Source organism: Longimonas sp., assembly GCF_040409695.1.
Taxonomy (GTDB): domain Bacteria; phylum Bacteroidota; class Rhodothermia; order Rhodothermales; family Salinibacteraceae; genus Longimonas.
The window spans coordinates 1-15,765 of record NZ_JARWGJ010000044.1 but is presented as its reverse complement, the minus strand read 5'-3'; the positions used below and the strand labels follow the sequence as shown (position 1 = coordinate 15,765).

Here is a 15,765-nt window from a genome sequence, read left to right as displayed (position 1 = left end):
TAGTTAAGTAGCCCAGCAAAAGTACGTTTACACCTTGTCATCGCGAGGAGGGAGCGTGCGACCGACGCGGCGATCTCATGCGTCAGTTAGAGCGGTTTACCCTACTTGGAAGGCACAAGATTGCATGCTAAAAGCACTTCCTCGCTGGTGCTCCTCGCAATGACATAATCAAAGGTTCTTTTGTGGATCCACTTAAAAGCCTTATGAGAAGCTTAGCGGCCACCAGTTGCCTGTTCTGGATCGTGCAGGCGACGGTCGTAGGTTGCTGAAAATGGATAGATGCCGCGTTGCCACGCTATGCGTGAATGGCACTGTACAAAACCGTACAAAACCGCACAGAATGGTAGACAAGGGTGTGGTGGAGACGGGCAACGATAAACGAGCGGGCTGCTTGCTCAAAAGAGTAGGATCAATGCGCCAGAAGCGACGCAGAAAAGCGGGCCGCCTACGTACCAAGCAAGGAAGAATTAACGTAAGCTGTTTCGGCAGCATCCAGATAGCAGGCTCACTGCCGGGCTGACTGCACTGTGCAGCGCCTGTGTTGTTTACTCAATACCCAAGAAAGTGATGTTCGAAGAAGAGATCGTGACTCCGCAGGATGTGGAGATTGAGAAGCGCGTGCAAGACGGACTGCGAATCCGCGCGGGCATGCCATATCCGCGTGGGGCAACGTGGGATGGCATCGGCGTGAACTTCGCGCTGCACAGCGCGCATGCCGACAAGGTAGAACTACTGTTGTTTGAGAACGCCAACGACGACCGGCCCAGCCACGTCTTTGAGCTGCCCGAGCAGACCGGCCCGATGTGGCACGGATACATCGTAAACCTGCGTCCAGGACAGCTCTACGGATACCGGGTATACGGCCCTTACAATCCAGAGGCAGGGCAGCGCTTCAACCCCAACAAGGTCCTGCTCGACCCTTATGCGAAAGCCATCGGCCGGCCGCTGTCGTGGGATTCAAGCCTCTACGGCTACGACACGTCAGACGCTCGGGCTGATCTTTCGTTTAGCGACGAAGACAGCGCCCCTTATGCGCCGCTTGGGGCTGTTGTTGAAGAAACGTTTGCGTGGCAGCGCGACCAGTCGCCGGGCATCCCGTGGGAAGAGACGGTTATCTACGAGACCCACGTAAAAGGCGCTACCCAGCGGCACCCAGACGTGCCGCCCTCGCTGCGGGGTACCTATCTGGGGCTGGCCTCCGAGCCGATGATCGACCACTTCAAGAGCTTGGGCATCACCACCGTGCAGCTGCTGCCGGTGCATGCAAAGCTGAATGATCACTTCCTGGTCCAGAAAGGACTCACCAACTACTGGGGATACAACACACTGGCCTATTTTGCGCCGGAGCCCTCGTACGCGAGTAATGGGTCGATCTCGGCGGTGCGCGACTTTAAGATGATGGTGCGTTCGCTACACGCAGCCGGACTCGAAGTCATTATCGATGTGGTCTACAACCATTCATGCGAAGGCAGTGAGCTGGGGCCGACGCTCTCGTTTCGGGGCATCGACAACAAGACCTACTACAAGCTGAATCCCGACCAGAAGCGGTATCATATCGACTACACTGGAACGGGAAACACTCTTGACCCCGGCGATCCATACGTGCTTCAGATGATCATGGATAGCCTGCGGTACTGGGTTGAAGAGATGCACGTAGACGGCTTCCGGTTCGACCTGGCGTCGACGCTGGCGCGCGAGCTCTACGACATTGACATGCTCGCCCCGTTCTTCAAGATCATCCAGCAGGATCCGGTGATCAGCCAGGTGAAGCTGATCGCTGAGCCGTGGGACGTGGGGCCGGGCGGCTATCAAGTGGGGGGCTTTCCGTGGCAGTGGGCCGAGTGGAACGGGCGCTACCGCGACTCGGTGCGTAGCTTCTGGCGCGGCGATCGGGGGCAGAATGGTGAGATCGCGACACGCGTTACCGGATCCAGCGATCTGTACGAACGCTCTGGGCGACGCCCGTTCGCATCCATTAACTTCATAACTGCTCACGATGGGTTTACGCTTGAAGATCTCGTAAGCTACGAGGAGAAGCATAACGAAGCCAACATGGAAGACAACCGGGACGGCCATGATCACAACCTCAGCGTGAACTGTGGTGTGGAGGGCCCTTCAGAAGACCCGGTTGTGCTGGCCTGCCGGGAGCGTCGCAAACGCAGCCTCATGGGCATGATGCTGTTATCGCAGGGCGTGCCCATGATCCTCGGCGGTGATGAGCTCTCGCACACGCGCGGAGGCAACAACAACCCGTACTGCCAGGATAACGAAACCACCTGGTACGACTGGAACCTGACGCCTCGAAAAGAAAAGTTTCTGGAGTTCGTGCAGGGCCTTACCGCATTCCGGAAGCGGCACCCGAGCTTCCGGCGCCGCCACTTCCTGAGCGGCCCGGAAGGAAAAGGGATCAGCGATGCCGTATGGTGGCACCCTGACGGACGCGAAATGAACAGCGGCGACTGGGACAACAGTCACCTCACAACATTTGGGTTTATTCTCCGAGGCGTTCTTTCACGCAAAAACGGGCGGGGTACTCCGGTGCGTGACGATACGTTCTTCGTTGTGATGAACCAGAATGATGAGCAGCGAACGGTGCACTTGCCCGAGAACGAGCACGTCATGGACGGCACGTGCCTGCGGTGGGTCGTCGTACCAGAACTCCGTGAGGGGCTGGCGACCGCGCAGACCCGTTATGCTCCTGGTGGGCTCTTGCGGCTGCCCGGACATACGCTAACGGCAATGCGCGCCGAAATCGAATCGGATTGACGTGCAGCGGTGAAGAGAAAGACAGCCCCTCAAGACAAACAAAGCATGCGCGGTTACAGGGGCGAGAAAGCGATGTGGCTGTATTCCTGTAGAGGAACAAAATGCCCCTATCCGCATTGAAAGCGACTCCTTAATACGCTATATTTGATCTTACGTTTTTACGTACTCCATGCCGCAAAAGGTGAATACCATCCCGCTGGACGAACTCTCCAACGACGTTCAGCTTTCAAAGCAGACCATTGTACGGTGGATCGATCGTCACCTGATCGATGCCGAGTTAGATTGGTCGCTCTCCGATAGCAACGAGGAGGTGCGCATGATCACAATCTCTGACGACTCGCTCGATTTTTTGCGCTCGTTTGCAGAGGAGTACCGCGAAGACGTTGTGAGCCGCACCGAGGCGCGTCACATCTTGAAGCAGATCGACCGTAAGAAGATCAAAAAGCTAATTCGTGCGGGCGATGTCAAAGATGTCGAAGTCGACGAAGAAACACGCATCGTCGTAGGGAGCATCGAAGACTACCTACGTTCCCGTGAGGGGACGATCGAAGAAGAGGAGGACGAGTAACACGGTCGTGTTACTATTTACTATGCCCTCTTCACATATGCTGATCTCACATGTGTAAGTTCACGTGTAGAAATGGCTGAAGCTCTCTTGTCTGTTGGCTGGTAGGTCCTTAGGTCACAGGCCCCCTGACCTTGCTTGTATCTCAATGCAGCGTGTCAGGGGGGGCGCTTCCTGTAAGTCAAGAAACATTGCGAGGGGCAGAGCGGATCTTCCATTTCGTGCGGTCTTGTCTACGAGCGATCAGCAACCGCGGCATCCGCATCAAGCCACGTGTCGAGCTGCTCACGGAGCGAATCCACGTCAAATAGTCCCATGATGCGGTGCGTCACCATGCCATCAGGACTGATTAAGAGCGTTGTAGGCAGGGCATAGATGGATCCAAGCGCTTCTTCCAGGCCATCGTCCTGGCCCACCACGAGCGGATAGTTGATCTCCATATCTTCGGCATACGGCGTAACGACCTCAGCGCCCTCGTTGTCGCGCGAAATGCCCAGGACCACAAGTCCCTTGTCGCCATACTCGTTCTGCAGATCGATCAGGTCGGGAATCTCGTGGCGGCAGGGCGGGCACCAGGTTGCCCAGAAGTTGACTACAGCGACGCCGTCGACCGCGTCAAGCGTGATCTGGTCGCCGTCCATTGTTTCCAGGGTAAGGGAAGGCGCTGGGAAAGGCTCTTCAAGAGCTGACTGCTGAATCGCCGGATAGCCCTCGCCGTCGGTACTTGGCCCAATGGTGCGAGGCGCGTCAGCCGGATCCGGACGGTCGTTGTCAGACGTGCATCCAACACCAACCGCCAGCATTCCGGCGAGCAAAAGCGAAAGGAGGGCGCGAAAAGAAATCATAGGTCAATTTTGAGGTGGTGAAGAGCTTTCGTGAGCCGTTCAGCAGACACGCCATGGTGGTTTTCGTGCGCCACCACATCGCCCTGATGTACGAAGATGGCTTGTGGGGTTTCGTGACGTAGACTAAGATCATCGGCGATCTGGTCCGACACCTCGCGTGCAGACTGCACAACCACGCGATATACAGGATAGTCGTCGTGGTCGGCCTGCCACGTTCGCACGTTGCGTTCGGCCCAGGCGCTGGCCGGGCAGGTTGCGCTGTGCTTATAGATCAATACGGGCTGCTTCTGGGAAGCCTGGCGGGCCGCTTCCCAATCAGATAGAGACGTAAGCGAAGTCATTTCAGTGCTCATGCAGAACTAATTCCAATCCAAAAGTCAATCAACAAAGTGAAGGGTGAAGCGTTGACAGTTACACGCAATTACCACGCCGTTCTCGGCCGCATTCTTTCTTCTTAACAAGGCAACCAGGCGATCATGGCCCAACCGACAACCTCTGCCGACGATGTTCAGTGGGATCTAACGGATCTCTACGCCACCCCAGGTGCGTTGCGAAGCGACGTGGAGGCGTTACAGAAAGACGCGCAGGCGTTTGCCAGTACGCATCGCGGGCAGGTGGCTACTTACAATGCTGATGCGTTGGCGTCGATGCTCGATACGTACGAAACGCTTATGGATCGAGCCGGTCGAGCGCACGCGTATGCGTTCTTGCGGTGGGCTACAGATACCAATGACGATGAACGCGGCGCACTGTTGCAACACGTTCGCGAACAATATGCACAAATTCAGCAGCAGGTGCTCTTCGTGGAAGTCGAATGGGCTCAGGTCGACGATGCCCGTGCCGAAGCGTTGTACAACGACGAAGCCCTGTCAGACTACAAGCACTACCTCGAAGTTGAGCATAAGCAGGCCGAGCATGTGCTGAGTGAGCCGGAAGAGCAGGTGCTCTCCGAAAAAAACGTGACCGGCCATAGCGCCTGGACGCGCTTCTTTGATGAAACCTTGAGTCGCCAGCGCTACACGGTAGATGGAGACGAGATGTCGCAGCAGGAAATCCTGTCGCAGCTCTACGAGCCCGATCGCGACGTGCGGCGTACAGCGGCAGAGGCGTTCACCGAAGGACTCGTCGAGCAGCAGCGTCCGCTTACCTTTGTCTTCAACACGGTGCTCGCCGACAAAGCCTCAACCGACCGCCTGCGCGGGTACGACCACTGGCTACAGGCGCGCAACGCGTCGAACCAGGTAGAGCACGAAATGGTCGAGGCGCTGATCGAAGCCGTTACGGGGCGCTACGACCTTTCGGGACGCTTCTACCAGATCAAAAAGAAGCTGCTCAGGCTCGATACCATGTACGACTACGACCGGTATGCGCCCATCCAAGAGGCAACGACCACGTACGAGTGGGACGATGCCCGCTCGCTCGTGCTCGACGCCTACGGGCGCTTCCACCCGAAGATGGCCAACATCGCACGCCGCTTCTTTGAGCGCAACTGGGTCGACGCTTCTCTTGCCGACGGAAAGCGCAGTGGCGCCTTCAGTCACGGCACCGTACCCAGCGTACATCCCTATGTGCTCATGAACTACACCGGGCGCTCGCGCGATGTGCAGACGCTGGCCCACGAACTGGGCCACGGCGTGCATCAGTACCTTTCACGGGGCCAGGGCGTTCTGCAACAGAGCACGCCGCTCACCACTGCCGAAACCGCTTCTGTGTTCGGGGAGATGCTCGTCTTTCAGGAGCTGATGGAGACGCAAGATACGCCCGAAGACAGGCTGGCGCTGCTTGTCAGCAAGATAGACGACACCATGGCCACGGTATTCCGGCAGGTGGCTATGAACCGGTTTGAAGATCGGATTCACACGCATCGCCGCAACGAGGGCGAGCTCTCGCCCGACGCGTTTGCCAAGCACTGGATGGAGACGCAGCGCGCCATGTTCGATGGAAGCGTCACGCTGGGAGAGCACTATCGCCACTGGTGGAGCTACATCCCGCACTTTCTGCATACGCCGGGGTATGTGTACGCGTATGCCTTTGGCGAGCTGCTCGTGCTTGCGCTCTATGCCCGCTACCAGGAAGCCCCCGACGGATTCGCCGATCGCTACCTGTCGGTGCTCGAAGCGGGCGGGTCCGAATGGCCACACCGCTTGATGGAGCGCATGGGCGTCGACCTCACGAATCCGGATTTCTGGGAGGAGGGGCTCGTAGAGGTTGAGGCCCTCATCGACCGCGCCGAATCGCTCTCCGACACTGTATCGCCTGCTGCACATGCCTGATTATCCCGCAAACAACCCTGCTGGGCGCGTTCGCAACCAACCCGAGAATAACCAACGTGAGAGCAGCAAGCCATCGTTTTGGGATGAGCGCTACCGGGCACACGAACGTCTTTTTGGAGAAGCGCCAGACCCGTTTCTGGCGGATGCACTGCGTCAGCTCCCGCGCGCGCCATCGGTGATCGACGTAGGGGGCGGAGACGGTCGCAACACGCTTGCCGAGGTGGCGGCCTGTGAAGGCACCCTCACCGTGCTCGATTTTGCAACGAGCGCACTCGACACCGCTGCCGCCTGTGCAGCACAGGAGCAGCTCCCCTTCGCAGCCTTGCATGCCGATGTACGTGCCTGGCAGCCCCGAAAAACGTATGACGCGGCCGTGATAGCCTTCGTGCAGCTGCTGCCTGCAGAGCGAAAGCAGATGTACAAATGCCTGCGTAAAGCCGTGCGTCCGGGAGGACACATCATCGGACTCTGGTTTCGCGGCGACCACGCCAACGATGCGTACGACCGCATCGGGCCCTCAAAACCCGACCGCTACGTGGTCCCGGGTGAACTGCAAGAAGCCTTTGCGAGGGATACGATCCGCCAGTGCGCCGCCGTAGATCGGCGCGTACAGCAAGGACCGGTGCTGCGAGGCCATGCGGCGCTCATCCAACTTCATGCAATCCGCGAAGCATAAGCAGCTGCAAGGTCGTTGGCAGCGCATCTGAGGGCGCCACGCTGCGCATCCAACGCCCTGAAGGGGAACGGCTTAACTATACGGTTATACGGTTTAACCAAAAGCGGACTACGAACAGGGGGGGCGGTATTGCAAAATAACGCCCTGCGCCCTATTCTCAAAAAGAAAGCATGGACATACCTTCTCACTGATGTTGCTTAGCATAACAAACTATTATGCTTGATCTTAATCACATTCTCGTGCCGCGCGATTTCTCGTCAACCTCTGATCGGGCCCTGCAGTATGCACTGGACTGGGCACGGCGTACGGGAGCTACACTGCATGTGGTACATGCCAAGGTTCTGCATCAGAACATAGACCAGGAAACGGTCGAGGCCGAGCGCGGCACAATGAAGCAGCTGCGTGAGCAACTCCGCCACGTGCAGGGCAACGACATGAGCAAAGGGGCCGTAGACCTTAAGGAGGCGGTGGTACGCGACGTGGCGGCTGCGCCAGCCATTCTGGAGTATACGGAAGACCACGATATCGATCTGATTGTGATGGGCACGCACGGGCGGCGTGGAATGCGCCGCATGATCATGGGAAGCGTGGCTGAAGAGGTCGTACGCTATGCTGCATGTCCGGTGCTGACCGTGCGGGGCGAACCCGTAGACATGGCCGACGCGCCGGATCCCATTCAGACCATTGGCGTGCCGGTCGACTTCTCAACGCATTCTCGGGAAGCGCTTTTACATGCGGCTGCTGTAGCCGATCTGCTGGATGCCGACCTGTTCGTGCACCATGTTCTTGAAGATACGCTGCATCCGGCATTCTACGTGGGGGGCGTGCAGTCGGTGCACGACATCGACCCCGACATTGAAACCAAGGCGCTGGCGAAGCTTGATCGCTTTGTAGAAGAGGCCCTACAGGTGCCGGCATACAAGGACATTGTGGTGCGAACACGGGTCGACGTAGGGAGTGCAGCGCGGCTCATCTCTAAAGTGGCCAAGGAGGAAGACGTTGACCTGGTGGCGATGGCAACGCATGGGCGTACCGGAGGCACGACCTTTAGGCTGGGTAGCGTTACGGAAAAGGTGGTACGGCACACCCGGTGCCCGGTACTTACCGTAAAGGTGCACGGACGCAGCTTGTTGGCGACGGAGGAGGCAGCAGCAGATGCATCAGCAGCAGATGCGTCTACACCATAGCGTCTACGGCATAGCGCCTCCTGCAGTGTAGTAACGTCTACCTTTTTTACTCTGACCAAGCATGCCCATGGACACGATCGAACGCATTCTTGTACCGACTGATGGGGCAGGGCCTGCGTCGTGGGCCCTTGAACACGCCCGCTTCCTGGCCAACGAACACAACGCGACGCTGCATTTCATCCACGTATACACATCCGACGAAGGGCCCGTCGACTCGCTTGAGCTGGCGTCGTTTGAGTCGGAGGCGTCGATACCGGCGCCGGATGTACTCAACGATACGCCGTACCCGGTAGTCAAACGATCGGTCACGCATCCGTCGGTGCCCGATGGCATTGTGCGGTACGCCAGGCAAGAAGAGGTTGACCTCATCGTTATGGGAACGCACGGGCGCACCGGCGTGCACCGGGCTATGCTGGGAAGCGTGGCAGAGAAGGTGGTACGCCACGCCCACTGCCCGGTCTTGACCATACGCGAACAGACGCATCGCTCCCCGCAGCAGTCGATCGACCACATTCTGGCACCGATTGACTTCTCGTCGCACACGCATATTGTAACAGAGCAGGCCACTGCTTTTGCGAAACGATACGGCGCGCGCGTCACGCTGCTTCATGTTCTGGAAGACATAGCCGTGCCAACGACCTACGGTATCGATCCGATGATCACGGACTCAGAGCCTGTGCGGGCACGTATCACCGAACGTCTGAGCCGAGAGGCCGACATGCTGCGCGAGCAAGGCGTTGAGGTAGAGTCGCGGATTCGCAGCGGAAACCCGGCGGAGGAGATTCTTGCGCTGGCAGAGAACGACCAGGTCGACCTGATCGCAATCGCAACGGTTGGGCGCACAGGGATTGCCCGCTTTCTGCTGGGAAGCGTAGCAGAGAAAGTGGTGCGTCAGGCCCCATGTCCGGTACTCACGGCCCGACGACCGGGTCAGAAATAGAGGCACGTGTCTCCCGCTTTATCGGACGACAGATGGAAGGCAACGCCCCATTTCTCGAAGGTGGTCTGTGGGGGGCTCCCCCACAGAGAAGGTGGTCTGCGCACTGACAAGGCATGTAGGAAGTTCGCAGCCGATGCGAGATGCACGTTGTAGCTATCATAGAGGTGCGTACTCGGGTCGTCGGTTTCTTTTCATATACCGCTTATACTCATATGCTTGCCATAGATCGTATCCTTTACCCTACAGATCTCTCAGAAGGGGCCAAGCGCGCGTTTCCGTACGCAGCGTCTATGGCGTACCTGCATGGTGCTGACCTCCACATCCTCAATGTGGCGGGGCGTCACCTGTATAACTTTGAAGACCTGCGCAAAGAGTTTCCTGTGGAGCCAGACGCATTAGGCCAGTGGCTGCGTGAGGCGGGGATAGACCAGTTTTCGGTAGAGGATCTGACCCTCGTGCAGACCCAAAAGGAAGGGGCTGTTCCCGGAAAATATATCCTCTCATATGCAGAGGAGCATGATACCGACTTGGTTGTGATGGGTACACACGGACGCCGTGGCGTAGACCGTATGCTTCTCGGAAGCGTCGCCGAAGAGGTGGTGCGCCAGGCGCCATGTCCGGTGCTCACCGTTCGAAAGGCGCTTACGACGTCGCCTTCAAAGACCCTTCGCCGCGTTCTGGTGCCGATTGACTTCTCGGAGGCGTCGGAGCGTGCGCTCCAGCATGCTTACGAACTGGCCATGACGTACGGCGCTGAGATTGTGGCGCTTCATGCGATTGAGGAAGTAGTGCTGCCTATGGCCTATGGCGTAGCGCCAAAGCAAGTCGATGCTAAAGCCGTGCAGCCCGATGTCGAAAGTGCGCTCGCAGAGCTGCTCAAGAAGCATGTGGGTATTGAACATGCGCGCGCCGAGGTGCGCGTCGGGTATCCGCCGCAGCAGATCTTAGAAGCGATCGAAGAGGAATCAGCGGACCTGGTTGTGATGGGCACTCATGGTCGCGAGGGGCTAAACCGACTGCTTATGGGGAGCGTGGCGGAGCGGATTGTGCGCCATGCTGCGTGTCCGGTGCTCACCCTTCAGCAAGAAAGCCGGTCGCTACTTCCTACCTGACGGTTTGCGCGTAGTTAGCAACGCTCGGCCTCGCACGAGGCAGACCGAGGGGCTTGCCCGTATGCAGTCTTTCATTGAGTTACATATATATCCACTGCTCTTATGACGTTAAATAACATTCTTGTAGCTACCGATTTTTCGGATACATCGCAAAACGCGTTTAAGCAAGCTCTTCTTTTTGCCGAGCGGTTTGGGGCGACGCTCCATGTGTTGCACGTTGTTGATAATATGGATGCCAGTTGGTATGGCATTGAGGATGCAAAAGAGCGTGCGACAGCCCTACGTAAAGCGATCAAGCAGCAGGCAGGCCAGATGCTGCACGAGATGGTCCCCGATAACCCCGATGTGGAGGTCAACACGCACGTCTCGATGCAGCTAAGCTTCGACGTGTCTGCTACCATTCGCGAGTATGCTGAGGAGCGCGGCATGGACCTGATTGTGATCGGAGCCCGTGGGCAGACCGATCGCAGTCCGCATGCGCTTGGGCGTGTGGCCAGCGAGGTGATCGAGGAGGCGCCGTGTCCGGTGCTTACAGCTGCGGAAACGCCTCCGTGGGTAACAGGACGGGAGCCGCTCGACGAAATTGTTGCGCCGGTCGACTTTTCGCCGCACTCGCATCAAGCGTATCTGCATGCACGCCATATAGCGGCCGCGTTCGACGCGGTGCTCCATCTGGTTTTTGTTGCCGAGTCGCGCACCGTACCCGTGTTTAGCGACACCGGCCTTCCAGGTCTTAAGCAGATGGATATGCCGAAAGAGATCGTCGAAAACAGCCGCGCGGCCCTGCAGCATATGATTGACCATGCCGATGGGCCATCGGTTCAGCACGAGATCCACATTGAGAAAGGACAGCCGGCCGCGGTTGTGCTTGACTTTATCGAACGAAAAGGGATGGACCTGGCCGTAATTGCTACACGCGGTCAATCTGCACTTAAGCGTCTCTTGCTGGGAAGCACAACGCGCCGCCTTCTGCGGATGGCTTCATGCCCTGTCATGACCCTGCGGGCCACGTCCACAGACGGCGACGCATAACGCCATTGCGTGGGTGCCATTGCGATGGGCATTGCGTGCCCAGGTGCTTGTTCGTGCTCAGGCACGCCCCCCCTAAAGAACCCAGGTGTGGGTTAGCGAGTGGGGGGAGTGCTGCAGAGCCGGCACGGCATGCCAGATGGCATGCGAGGCATCAGCGCGGCACCTTGGTCTCCTCACTGTCGGCATCGTAGGGCCAAGAAAGCGGGTCGGACTCGTAGTCTTCGACTTCTTTCCGAAAGGCCTCGATACCTGAAAAGCGGTCTTCGGCATCCATTTCACCTTCAGAGGTCTCCGAAAGCGGTGTGGGAAGCTCCTCCTCAGGGATAAAGGGTTCTGCGTCTTGTGGGCTGGGTTTGCTGGCAGGCGTTTTGCTGATAGCACGGGCAACGATCATGAGCGGTCCGGCGATAGCCGCAGCAATAAAAGCAGCGATGCCTGTATTGGCCCAATCAGCGTTGCCAGCAACCATAATCTGCAAGAGGCTGACAATGAAGAGCAACGTTGAGACAGCAAAGAAAATCCCCAACCCCCAGACGGCAGGGCTTGCAGGTCGAACCGTGGCCGGCTGTGTTGACATTGCCTGTTTGTGAGCGGTACGTGCCCGCGACTGCGCATATAGGTACAGGGGAGCCCAGATAAGAAGCATACCAATGCCGCTTCCAAGACCAATCGCCCAGAATGTGATGCGCTCCAGGTCGACAAACATGCCAACAAGCGCTCCAAACGTGAGGAGTCCTAAAACAAGTCCGATAACGTTAAGAAAGCGAATCATGGGGTACATTCGTAACATAAGGGGGGAACAGAGCAGCGGGCACAGCCTCTTCGGGAGGGGGCAGGCTGCAAGCGATGCATGGGGTAATAGCCTTTACTGTTCGAATCCAGCAAAAGGGAAAGAGACACATCGCGTGCCCTTACAGTACAGTAGACAACCGGTCGTGTCGTGCGCCAACGCGACCGAGAGGCACGAGGACAGGACGCAAGCGCTGTAATCCATTGGCGTACGTGTAGGCGCCATAACAACACATTCCATAGGTAGAAATGGATGAGTCTGGATGTGTGCAGTCGTGTTCAGCGAGCAGGGTACACATGATACGTGAAGAGATCTGCGGCAAATGAATGCCACTGGGCGCCACCCCGACCCGTTCATTTTTTATTCACCCCTGGTTATTGAACCAGTGTATTTGCAATACCGTTGTAACTTTTGTCATATCCCAGAGCTCATCGAGCCCCTTTGCTGCATGACGTTTTATGCATTCGGTGTCAACCATACTTCGTCGTCTGTAGATGTCACGGAGGCGTTTAGCGCGTCGACTGAGGCCCAGGCGCGCATGTACGAGCACTTCGATCTGAGCGAAGATGCTGAGATTGTGCTTGTTTCTACATGCAACCGTACCGAAGTATATCTTTACGGGCGCTTTGCTGATTGCATGCACGTACAGCATGTTCTTGCTCAGCATGCCGGTTTTTCTTCGTGGCCCTCGGGCGATGCCTTCATGCTGCAAGACGAAGCGGCTATTCGACACGTCCTGCACGTTACCAGCGGACTGGATTCGGTCGTCGTTGGTGACGGACAGATCCTTTCGCAGGTGAAAGAGGCCTACCAGCATGCGATCGACCATAACAGTGTGCATTCGCTGATGCACCGCCTCATGCACACGGCCTTCCGGGCAGCCAAGCGTGTGGTACATGAAACGAGCCTTTCCAACGGCTCTGCATCAATCTCCACAGCCGCTGTTGCGATGGCTGAGGAGTTCTTTGCTCAGTACGGATTTAGTGATCTGAGCGAGCAAGATGTGCTTGTGCTCGGTGCGGGTAAAATGGGTGCGCTCGCTCTTCATGCCCTGACCAACTACGCACCGACTTCGGTGACGCTTTCAAACCGAACTGGATCGGCAGCGCACGAGCTGGCAGCGCAGCACCATGGCGTCGATGTTGTTGCGTGGGACGCGCGCAATGAGGCGCTCCAAGATGCCGACATCGTTGTCGTCACAACCGGAGCCCCCGAGCCCGTCCTGACCCCTGGCAATGCCCCTGAACGTCCCTACAAACCGTTGCCTGCATTCGTGATAGATGTTGCCGTGCCGCGCAACGTTTCTCCTGCGCTCAACGACAACGCAGACTATGTGGTGCGCGACATGGATTCCATCGAAGACTGGACGTCCAGCGTTCAGGCGCAGCGGCGCTCTGAAATACCACGCGCTGAAGCGATCTGCGAGGAGCTACTTAGCGACTTTGTGACGTGGGTCTTTCATCAGCAGGCGCTGCAGCCTGCAATCCAGGCTATTCGTAACACCTTTGAGGGCATCCGTTCGAAGGAAGTAGAGCGCCATGCGCATCGCATTGAGGGCATGGACCGCGCCGAGATCGATCGTCTCACGCAGTCGATCATGCAGAAGCTGCTCGCCGTGCCCATCGTACGACTCAAAAATGTAGACCCCGATAGCATCAACTTTGTGCACGGGATCCGTCTGTTGCATGCGCTCTTTACGCGGGCCGATCACAAAGAAGAATCGGACATGCTGCCAGAACGCAGTGATACAAGCACACCCTCACTTTCCGATACTCCTCGACACGGGGCAACCGAGCACCACGCAGAACGAGATTCTACCGAATCCAAAGCGCAGTGCCCGTATGAAGATGTCATGTCAGATTCTGCCGATCATATCAGTGCCCTGCTGCGCGCTCCGCATCCCTCTTAAATCGACTGCGGCGAATGAAGGAACGTCGTCGCGAACCTAAAGCAACGTGCGAATCTGGCGGAACATGCATCTCTGAGCGTCTACAGACCGTTTGGGCGGAAGCCTGAGTGAACGCTGGCAACGGGTTCGAAGAACATAGACGGACACGAGGGATAAACGCCTCCGATCGGCTCGTACCTTCTTTACTGCTGTTCTCATTCCTATATGTCTCGTTCCGAAATGGTCATCGGTACGCGTGGAAGCACGCTCGCGCTCTGGCAGACCCGTCGCATGCAACGTCGCCTGCAGCGACATGGCCACGAAAGTACGTTGCAGCGCATCTCTACACGGGGCGACCGCATCCAAGACGTACCCATTTCGGAGATCGGCGATGAATCGGTCTTTACCAAAGAGCTTGACCGCGCCTTGCTTGACGGGCGCATCGACTGTGCCGTCCATTCGCTGAAAGACCTTCCATCGCGTCTGCCTGAAGGCATTGTGCTTGCCGCGGTCGGACGCCGCGCATCGCCCTTCGATGCGTTTGTTGGGCACCCCGACACGACAGAGGGGCTGCACGACCTGCCGAAGGGAGCGACCGTGGCTACAGCATCGCTCCGGCGCCGCGCGCAGCTGCTGGCGTGGCGCGACGATCTGAACATCGTTTCGGTACGGGGCAACGTCGACTCGCGCCTCGAAACGCTCGCGGAAAGCGACTGGCACGGCATGGTGCTCGCTGTAGCCGGACTGAAGCGCCTGGATCGTGAAGATGTGATTCGGACCGTTATTCCGCCGGAGGTGATGGTACCAGCTGTGGGGCAGGGGGCACTGGCGATCACCTGCCGTACCGAAGACAGCGCGCTGCGTACGCTGCTGCGGGGCGCCGTGCATCACCTCGACACCGACGCCGCAATCACGGCAGAACGAGGGTTCATGAAGCGCATCGAGGGCGGATGTCAGGTGCCCACCGGGGCGTGGGCGCGTCTCAACAGCGAAGGGACGCTCGTGATCGACGGGTGCGTAGCAGCGCTCGACGGGAGCGCCTCGTTTCGGGCGCAGAAAACGGCATCGGTCGAGCAGGCGGCTATGGCAGGCGCCGAACTGGCTGAGGAGCTGCTGGATGCCGGGGGGGCTGAGGTGCTCGCTCGCATCCGAAATGCAGCGTCGGCATAAGCACCTACTCCAAATGAGCAATTAGACTGCTGTCAGGGCCATGCCCGATCAACCACTCGCCGTTCTGCTTCGACAGGCACGCCCGGGTGCCGATGGCAACGACCCGTACGAGCATGCGCTGCGCAGCATAGCGTACCCCGCGACATGCCAGCCGGTGCTCGCGTTCGACCTGCAGGATCCGCGTGCCCTGCGCGTGCTACTGCAGCGCCCCGCTCGCTACGACGCGCTCATATGTACCAGTCCACGGGCGGGACGTGCGCTGCAAGAGATACTGCCCCCCAATCACAAACTGTACGCGTCATGGACTGCAAAGCCGACCTACGTGACGGGCCCCCGCACGGCTACAGTGATCGATGCATGGGGCGGGCAGCCCGTCGGGCAGGAAGCCGGCAACGCAACGGCGTTGGCTCGGCGCATCATTGCAGATACAATAGCAGATACAATGGCAGATACGCCTGCGTTGCTTCTTTTCCTCTCCGGCAATCGTCGTCGTAACACCTTGCCGCAAGCGCTCACCGAAG

14 protein-coding genes are annotated in these 15,765 nt (G+C 58.1%); 11 read left to right on the top strand and 3 right to left on the bottom strand.

The window, feature by feature from the left end:
• Window positions 1-648 precede the first annotated feature (648 nt).
• A complete protein-coding gene (gene glgX, locus PPP56_RS02430; protein WP_353562436.1) occupies window positions 649-2,766 on the top strand; it encodes a glycogen debranching protein GlgX in 2,118 nt (705 codons plus the stop codon).
• A gap of 169 nt (window positions 2,767-2,935) precedes the next feature.
• Window positions 2,936-3,334 (top strand): hypothetical protein, encoded by a 399-nt coding sequence (locus PPP56_RS02425; protein ID WP_353562434.1) that lies wholly within the window; start codon window positions 2,936-2,938, stop codon window positions 3,332-3,334.
• 230 nt (window positions 3,335-3,564) lie between these two features.
• Here PPP56_RS02425 and PPP56_RS02420 read toward each other — a convergent pair whose 3' ends face one another.
• A complete protein-coding gene (locus PPP56_RS02420; protein ID WP_353562432.1) occupies window positions 3,565-4,176 on the bottom strand; it encodes a TlpA family protein disulfide reductase in 612 nt (203 codons plus the stop codon).
• Entirely contained in the window at window positions 4,173-4,517 is a 345-nt protein-coding gene (ytxJ, locus tag PPP56_RS02415) for a bacillithiol system redox-active protein YtxJ (protein ID WP_353562430.1), read from the bottom strand. The genes PPP56_RS02420 and ytxJ overlap by 4 nt, the downstream gene beginning before the upstream one ends.
• 135 nt (window positions 4,518-4,652) lie before the next feature.
• On the opposite strand from ytxJ, the gene PPP56_RS02410 reads away from it, so the two are divergent.
• The 6 genes from PPP56_RS02410 to PPP56_RS02385 all read left to right on the top strand — a co-directional run bounded on the left by PPP56_RS02410 (window position 4,653) and on the right by PPP56_RS02385 (window position 11,396).
• Window positions 4,653-6,449, top strand: a complete 1,797-nt coding sequence (locus PPP56_RS02410; RefSeq protein ID WP_353562428.1) for a M3 family oligoendopeptidase — start codon at window positions 4,653-4,655, stop codon at window positions 6,447-6,449.
• On the top strand, window positions 6,442-7,125 hold the full coding sequence (locus tag PPP56_RS02405) for a class I SAM-dependent methyltransferase (protein WP_353562426.1): 684 nt from the start codon (window positions 6,442-6,444) through the stop codon (window positions 7,123-7,125). The genes PPP56_RS02410 and PPP56_RS02405 overlap by 8 nt, the downstream gene beginning before the upstream one ends.
• A 215-nt stretch (window positions 7,126-7,340) precedes the next feature.
• Window positions 7,341-8,312, top strand: coding sequence for a universal stress protein (locus tag PPP56_RS02400; RefSeq protein ID WP_353562424.1), 972 nt, complete (start codon window positions 7,341-7,343; stop codon window positions 8,310-8,312).
• A gap of 67 nt (window positions 8,313-8,379) precedes the next feature.
• The gene (locus PPP56_RS02395; RefSeq protein ID WP_353562422.1) at window positions 8,380-9,252 is read left to right on the top strand and encodes a universal stress protein; all 873 of its coding nucleotides are present in this window, start codon (window positions 8,380-8,382) and stop codon (window positions 9,250-9,252) included.
• 212 nt (window positions 9,253-9,464) lie between these two features.
• Window positions 9,465-10,364: a universal stress protein gene (locus PPP56_RS02390; RefSeq protein ID WP_353562420.1), complete on the top strand. Its 900-nt coding sequence runs from the start codon at window positions 9,465-9,467 to the stop codon at window positions 10,362-10,364.
• A 102-nt stretch (window positions 10,365-10,466) separates the two neighbouring features.
• Window positions 10,467-11,396: a universal stress protein gene (locus PPP56_RS02385; protein WP_353562418.1), complete on the top strand. Its 930-nt coding sequence runs from the start codon at window positions 10,467-10,469 to the stop codon at window positions 11,394-11,396.
• A 151-nt stretch (window positions 11,397-11,547) separates the two neighbouring features.
• On the opposite strand, the gene PPP56_RS02380 is transcribed toward PPP56_RS02385, so the two are convergent.
• The gene (locus PPP56_RS02380) at window positions 11,548-12,168 is read right to left on the bottom strand and encodes a hypothetical protein (protein WP_353562416.1); all 621 of its coding nucleotides are present in this window, start codon (window positions 12,166-12,168) and stop codon (window positions 11,548-11,550) included.
• A 466-nt stretch (window positions 12,169-12,634) separates the two neighbouring features.
• Here PPP56_RS02380 and hemA point away from each other — a divergent pair, with 466 nt between their 5' ends.
• From hemA to PPP56_RS02365, 3 genes are all read left to right on the top strand, one after another.
• The gene (gene hemA / locus PPP56_RS02375; RefSeq protein ID WP_353562415.1) at window positions 12,635-14,095 is read left to right on the top strand and encodes a glutamyl-tRNA reductase; all 1,461 of its coding nucleotides are present in this window, start codon (window positions 12,635-12,637) and stop codon (window positions 14,093-14,095) included.
• A gap of 204 nt (window positions 14,096-14,299) precedes the next feature.
• Window positions 14,300-15,244 (top strand): hydroxymethylbilane synthase, encoded by a 945-nt coding sequence (gene hemC / locus PPP56_RS02370; RefSeq protein ID WP_353562413.1) that lies wholly within the window; start codon window positions 14,300-14,302, stop codon window positions 15,242-15,244.
• 40 nt (window positions 15,245-15,284) lie between these two features.
• On the top strand, window positions 15,285-15,765 hold a 481-nt coding region (locus PPP56_RS02365), incomplete at its 3' end, for a uroporphyrinogen-III synthase (protein WP_353562411.1).

Excerpts from the sequence above, each read along its gene's own strand:
- glgX (WP_353562436.1), top strand. The coding sequence starts at position 649 with ATGCCATATCCGCGTGGGGCAACGTGGGATGGCATCGGCGTGAACTTC.
- PPP56_RS02425 (WP_353562434.1), top strand. The coding sequence starts at position 2,936 with ATGCCGCAAAAGGTGAATACCATCCCGCTGGACGAACTCTCCAACGAC.
- PPP56_RS02420 (WP_353562432.1), bottom strand. The coding sequence starts at position 4,176 with ATGATTTCTTTTCGCGCCCTCCTTTCGCTTTTGCTCGCCGGAATGCTG.
- ytxJ (WP_353562430.1), bottom strand. The coding sequence starts at position 4,517 with ATGACTTCGCTTACGTCTCTATCTGATTGGGAAGCGGCCCGCCAGGCT.
- PPP56_RS02410 (WP_353562428.1), top strand. The coding sequence starts at position 4,653 with ATGGCCCAACCGACAACCTCTGCCGACGATGTTCAGTGGGATCTAACG.
- PPP56_RS02405 (WP_353562426.1), top strand. The coding sequence starts at position 6,442 with ATGCCTGATTATCCCGCAAACAACCCTGCTGGGCGCGTTCGCAACCAA.
- PPP56_RS02400 (WP_353562424.1), top strand. The coding sequence starts at position 7,341 with ATGCTTGATCTTAATCACATTCTCGTGCCGCGCGATTTCTCGTCAACC.
- PPP56_RS02395 (WP_353562422.1), top strand. The coding sequence starts at position 8,380 with ATGGACACGATCGAACGCATTCTTGTACCGACTGATGGGGCAGGGCCT.
- PPP56_RS02390 (WP_353562420.1), top strand. The coding sequence starts at position 9,465 with ATGCTTGCCATAGATCGTATCCTTTACCCTACAGATCTCTCAGAAGGG.
- PPP56_RS02385 (WP_353562418.1), top strand. The coding sequence starts at position 10,467 with ATGACGTTAAATAACATTCTTGTAGCTACCGATTTTTCGGATACATCG.
- PPP56_RS02380 (WP_353562416.1), bottom strand. The coding sequence starts at position 12,168 with ATGATTCGCTTTCTTAACGTTATCGGACTTGTTTTAGGACTCCTCACG.
- hemA (WP_353562415.1), top strand. The coding sequence starts at position 12,635 with ATGACGTTTTATGCATTCGGTGTCAACCATACTTCGTCGTCTGTAGAT.
- hemC (WP_353562413.1), top strand. The coding sequence starts at position 14,300 with ATGTCTCGTTCCGAAATGGTCATCGGTACGCGTGGAAGCACGCTCGCG.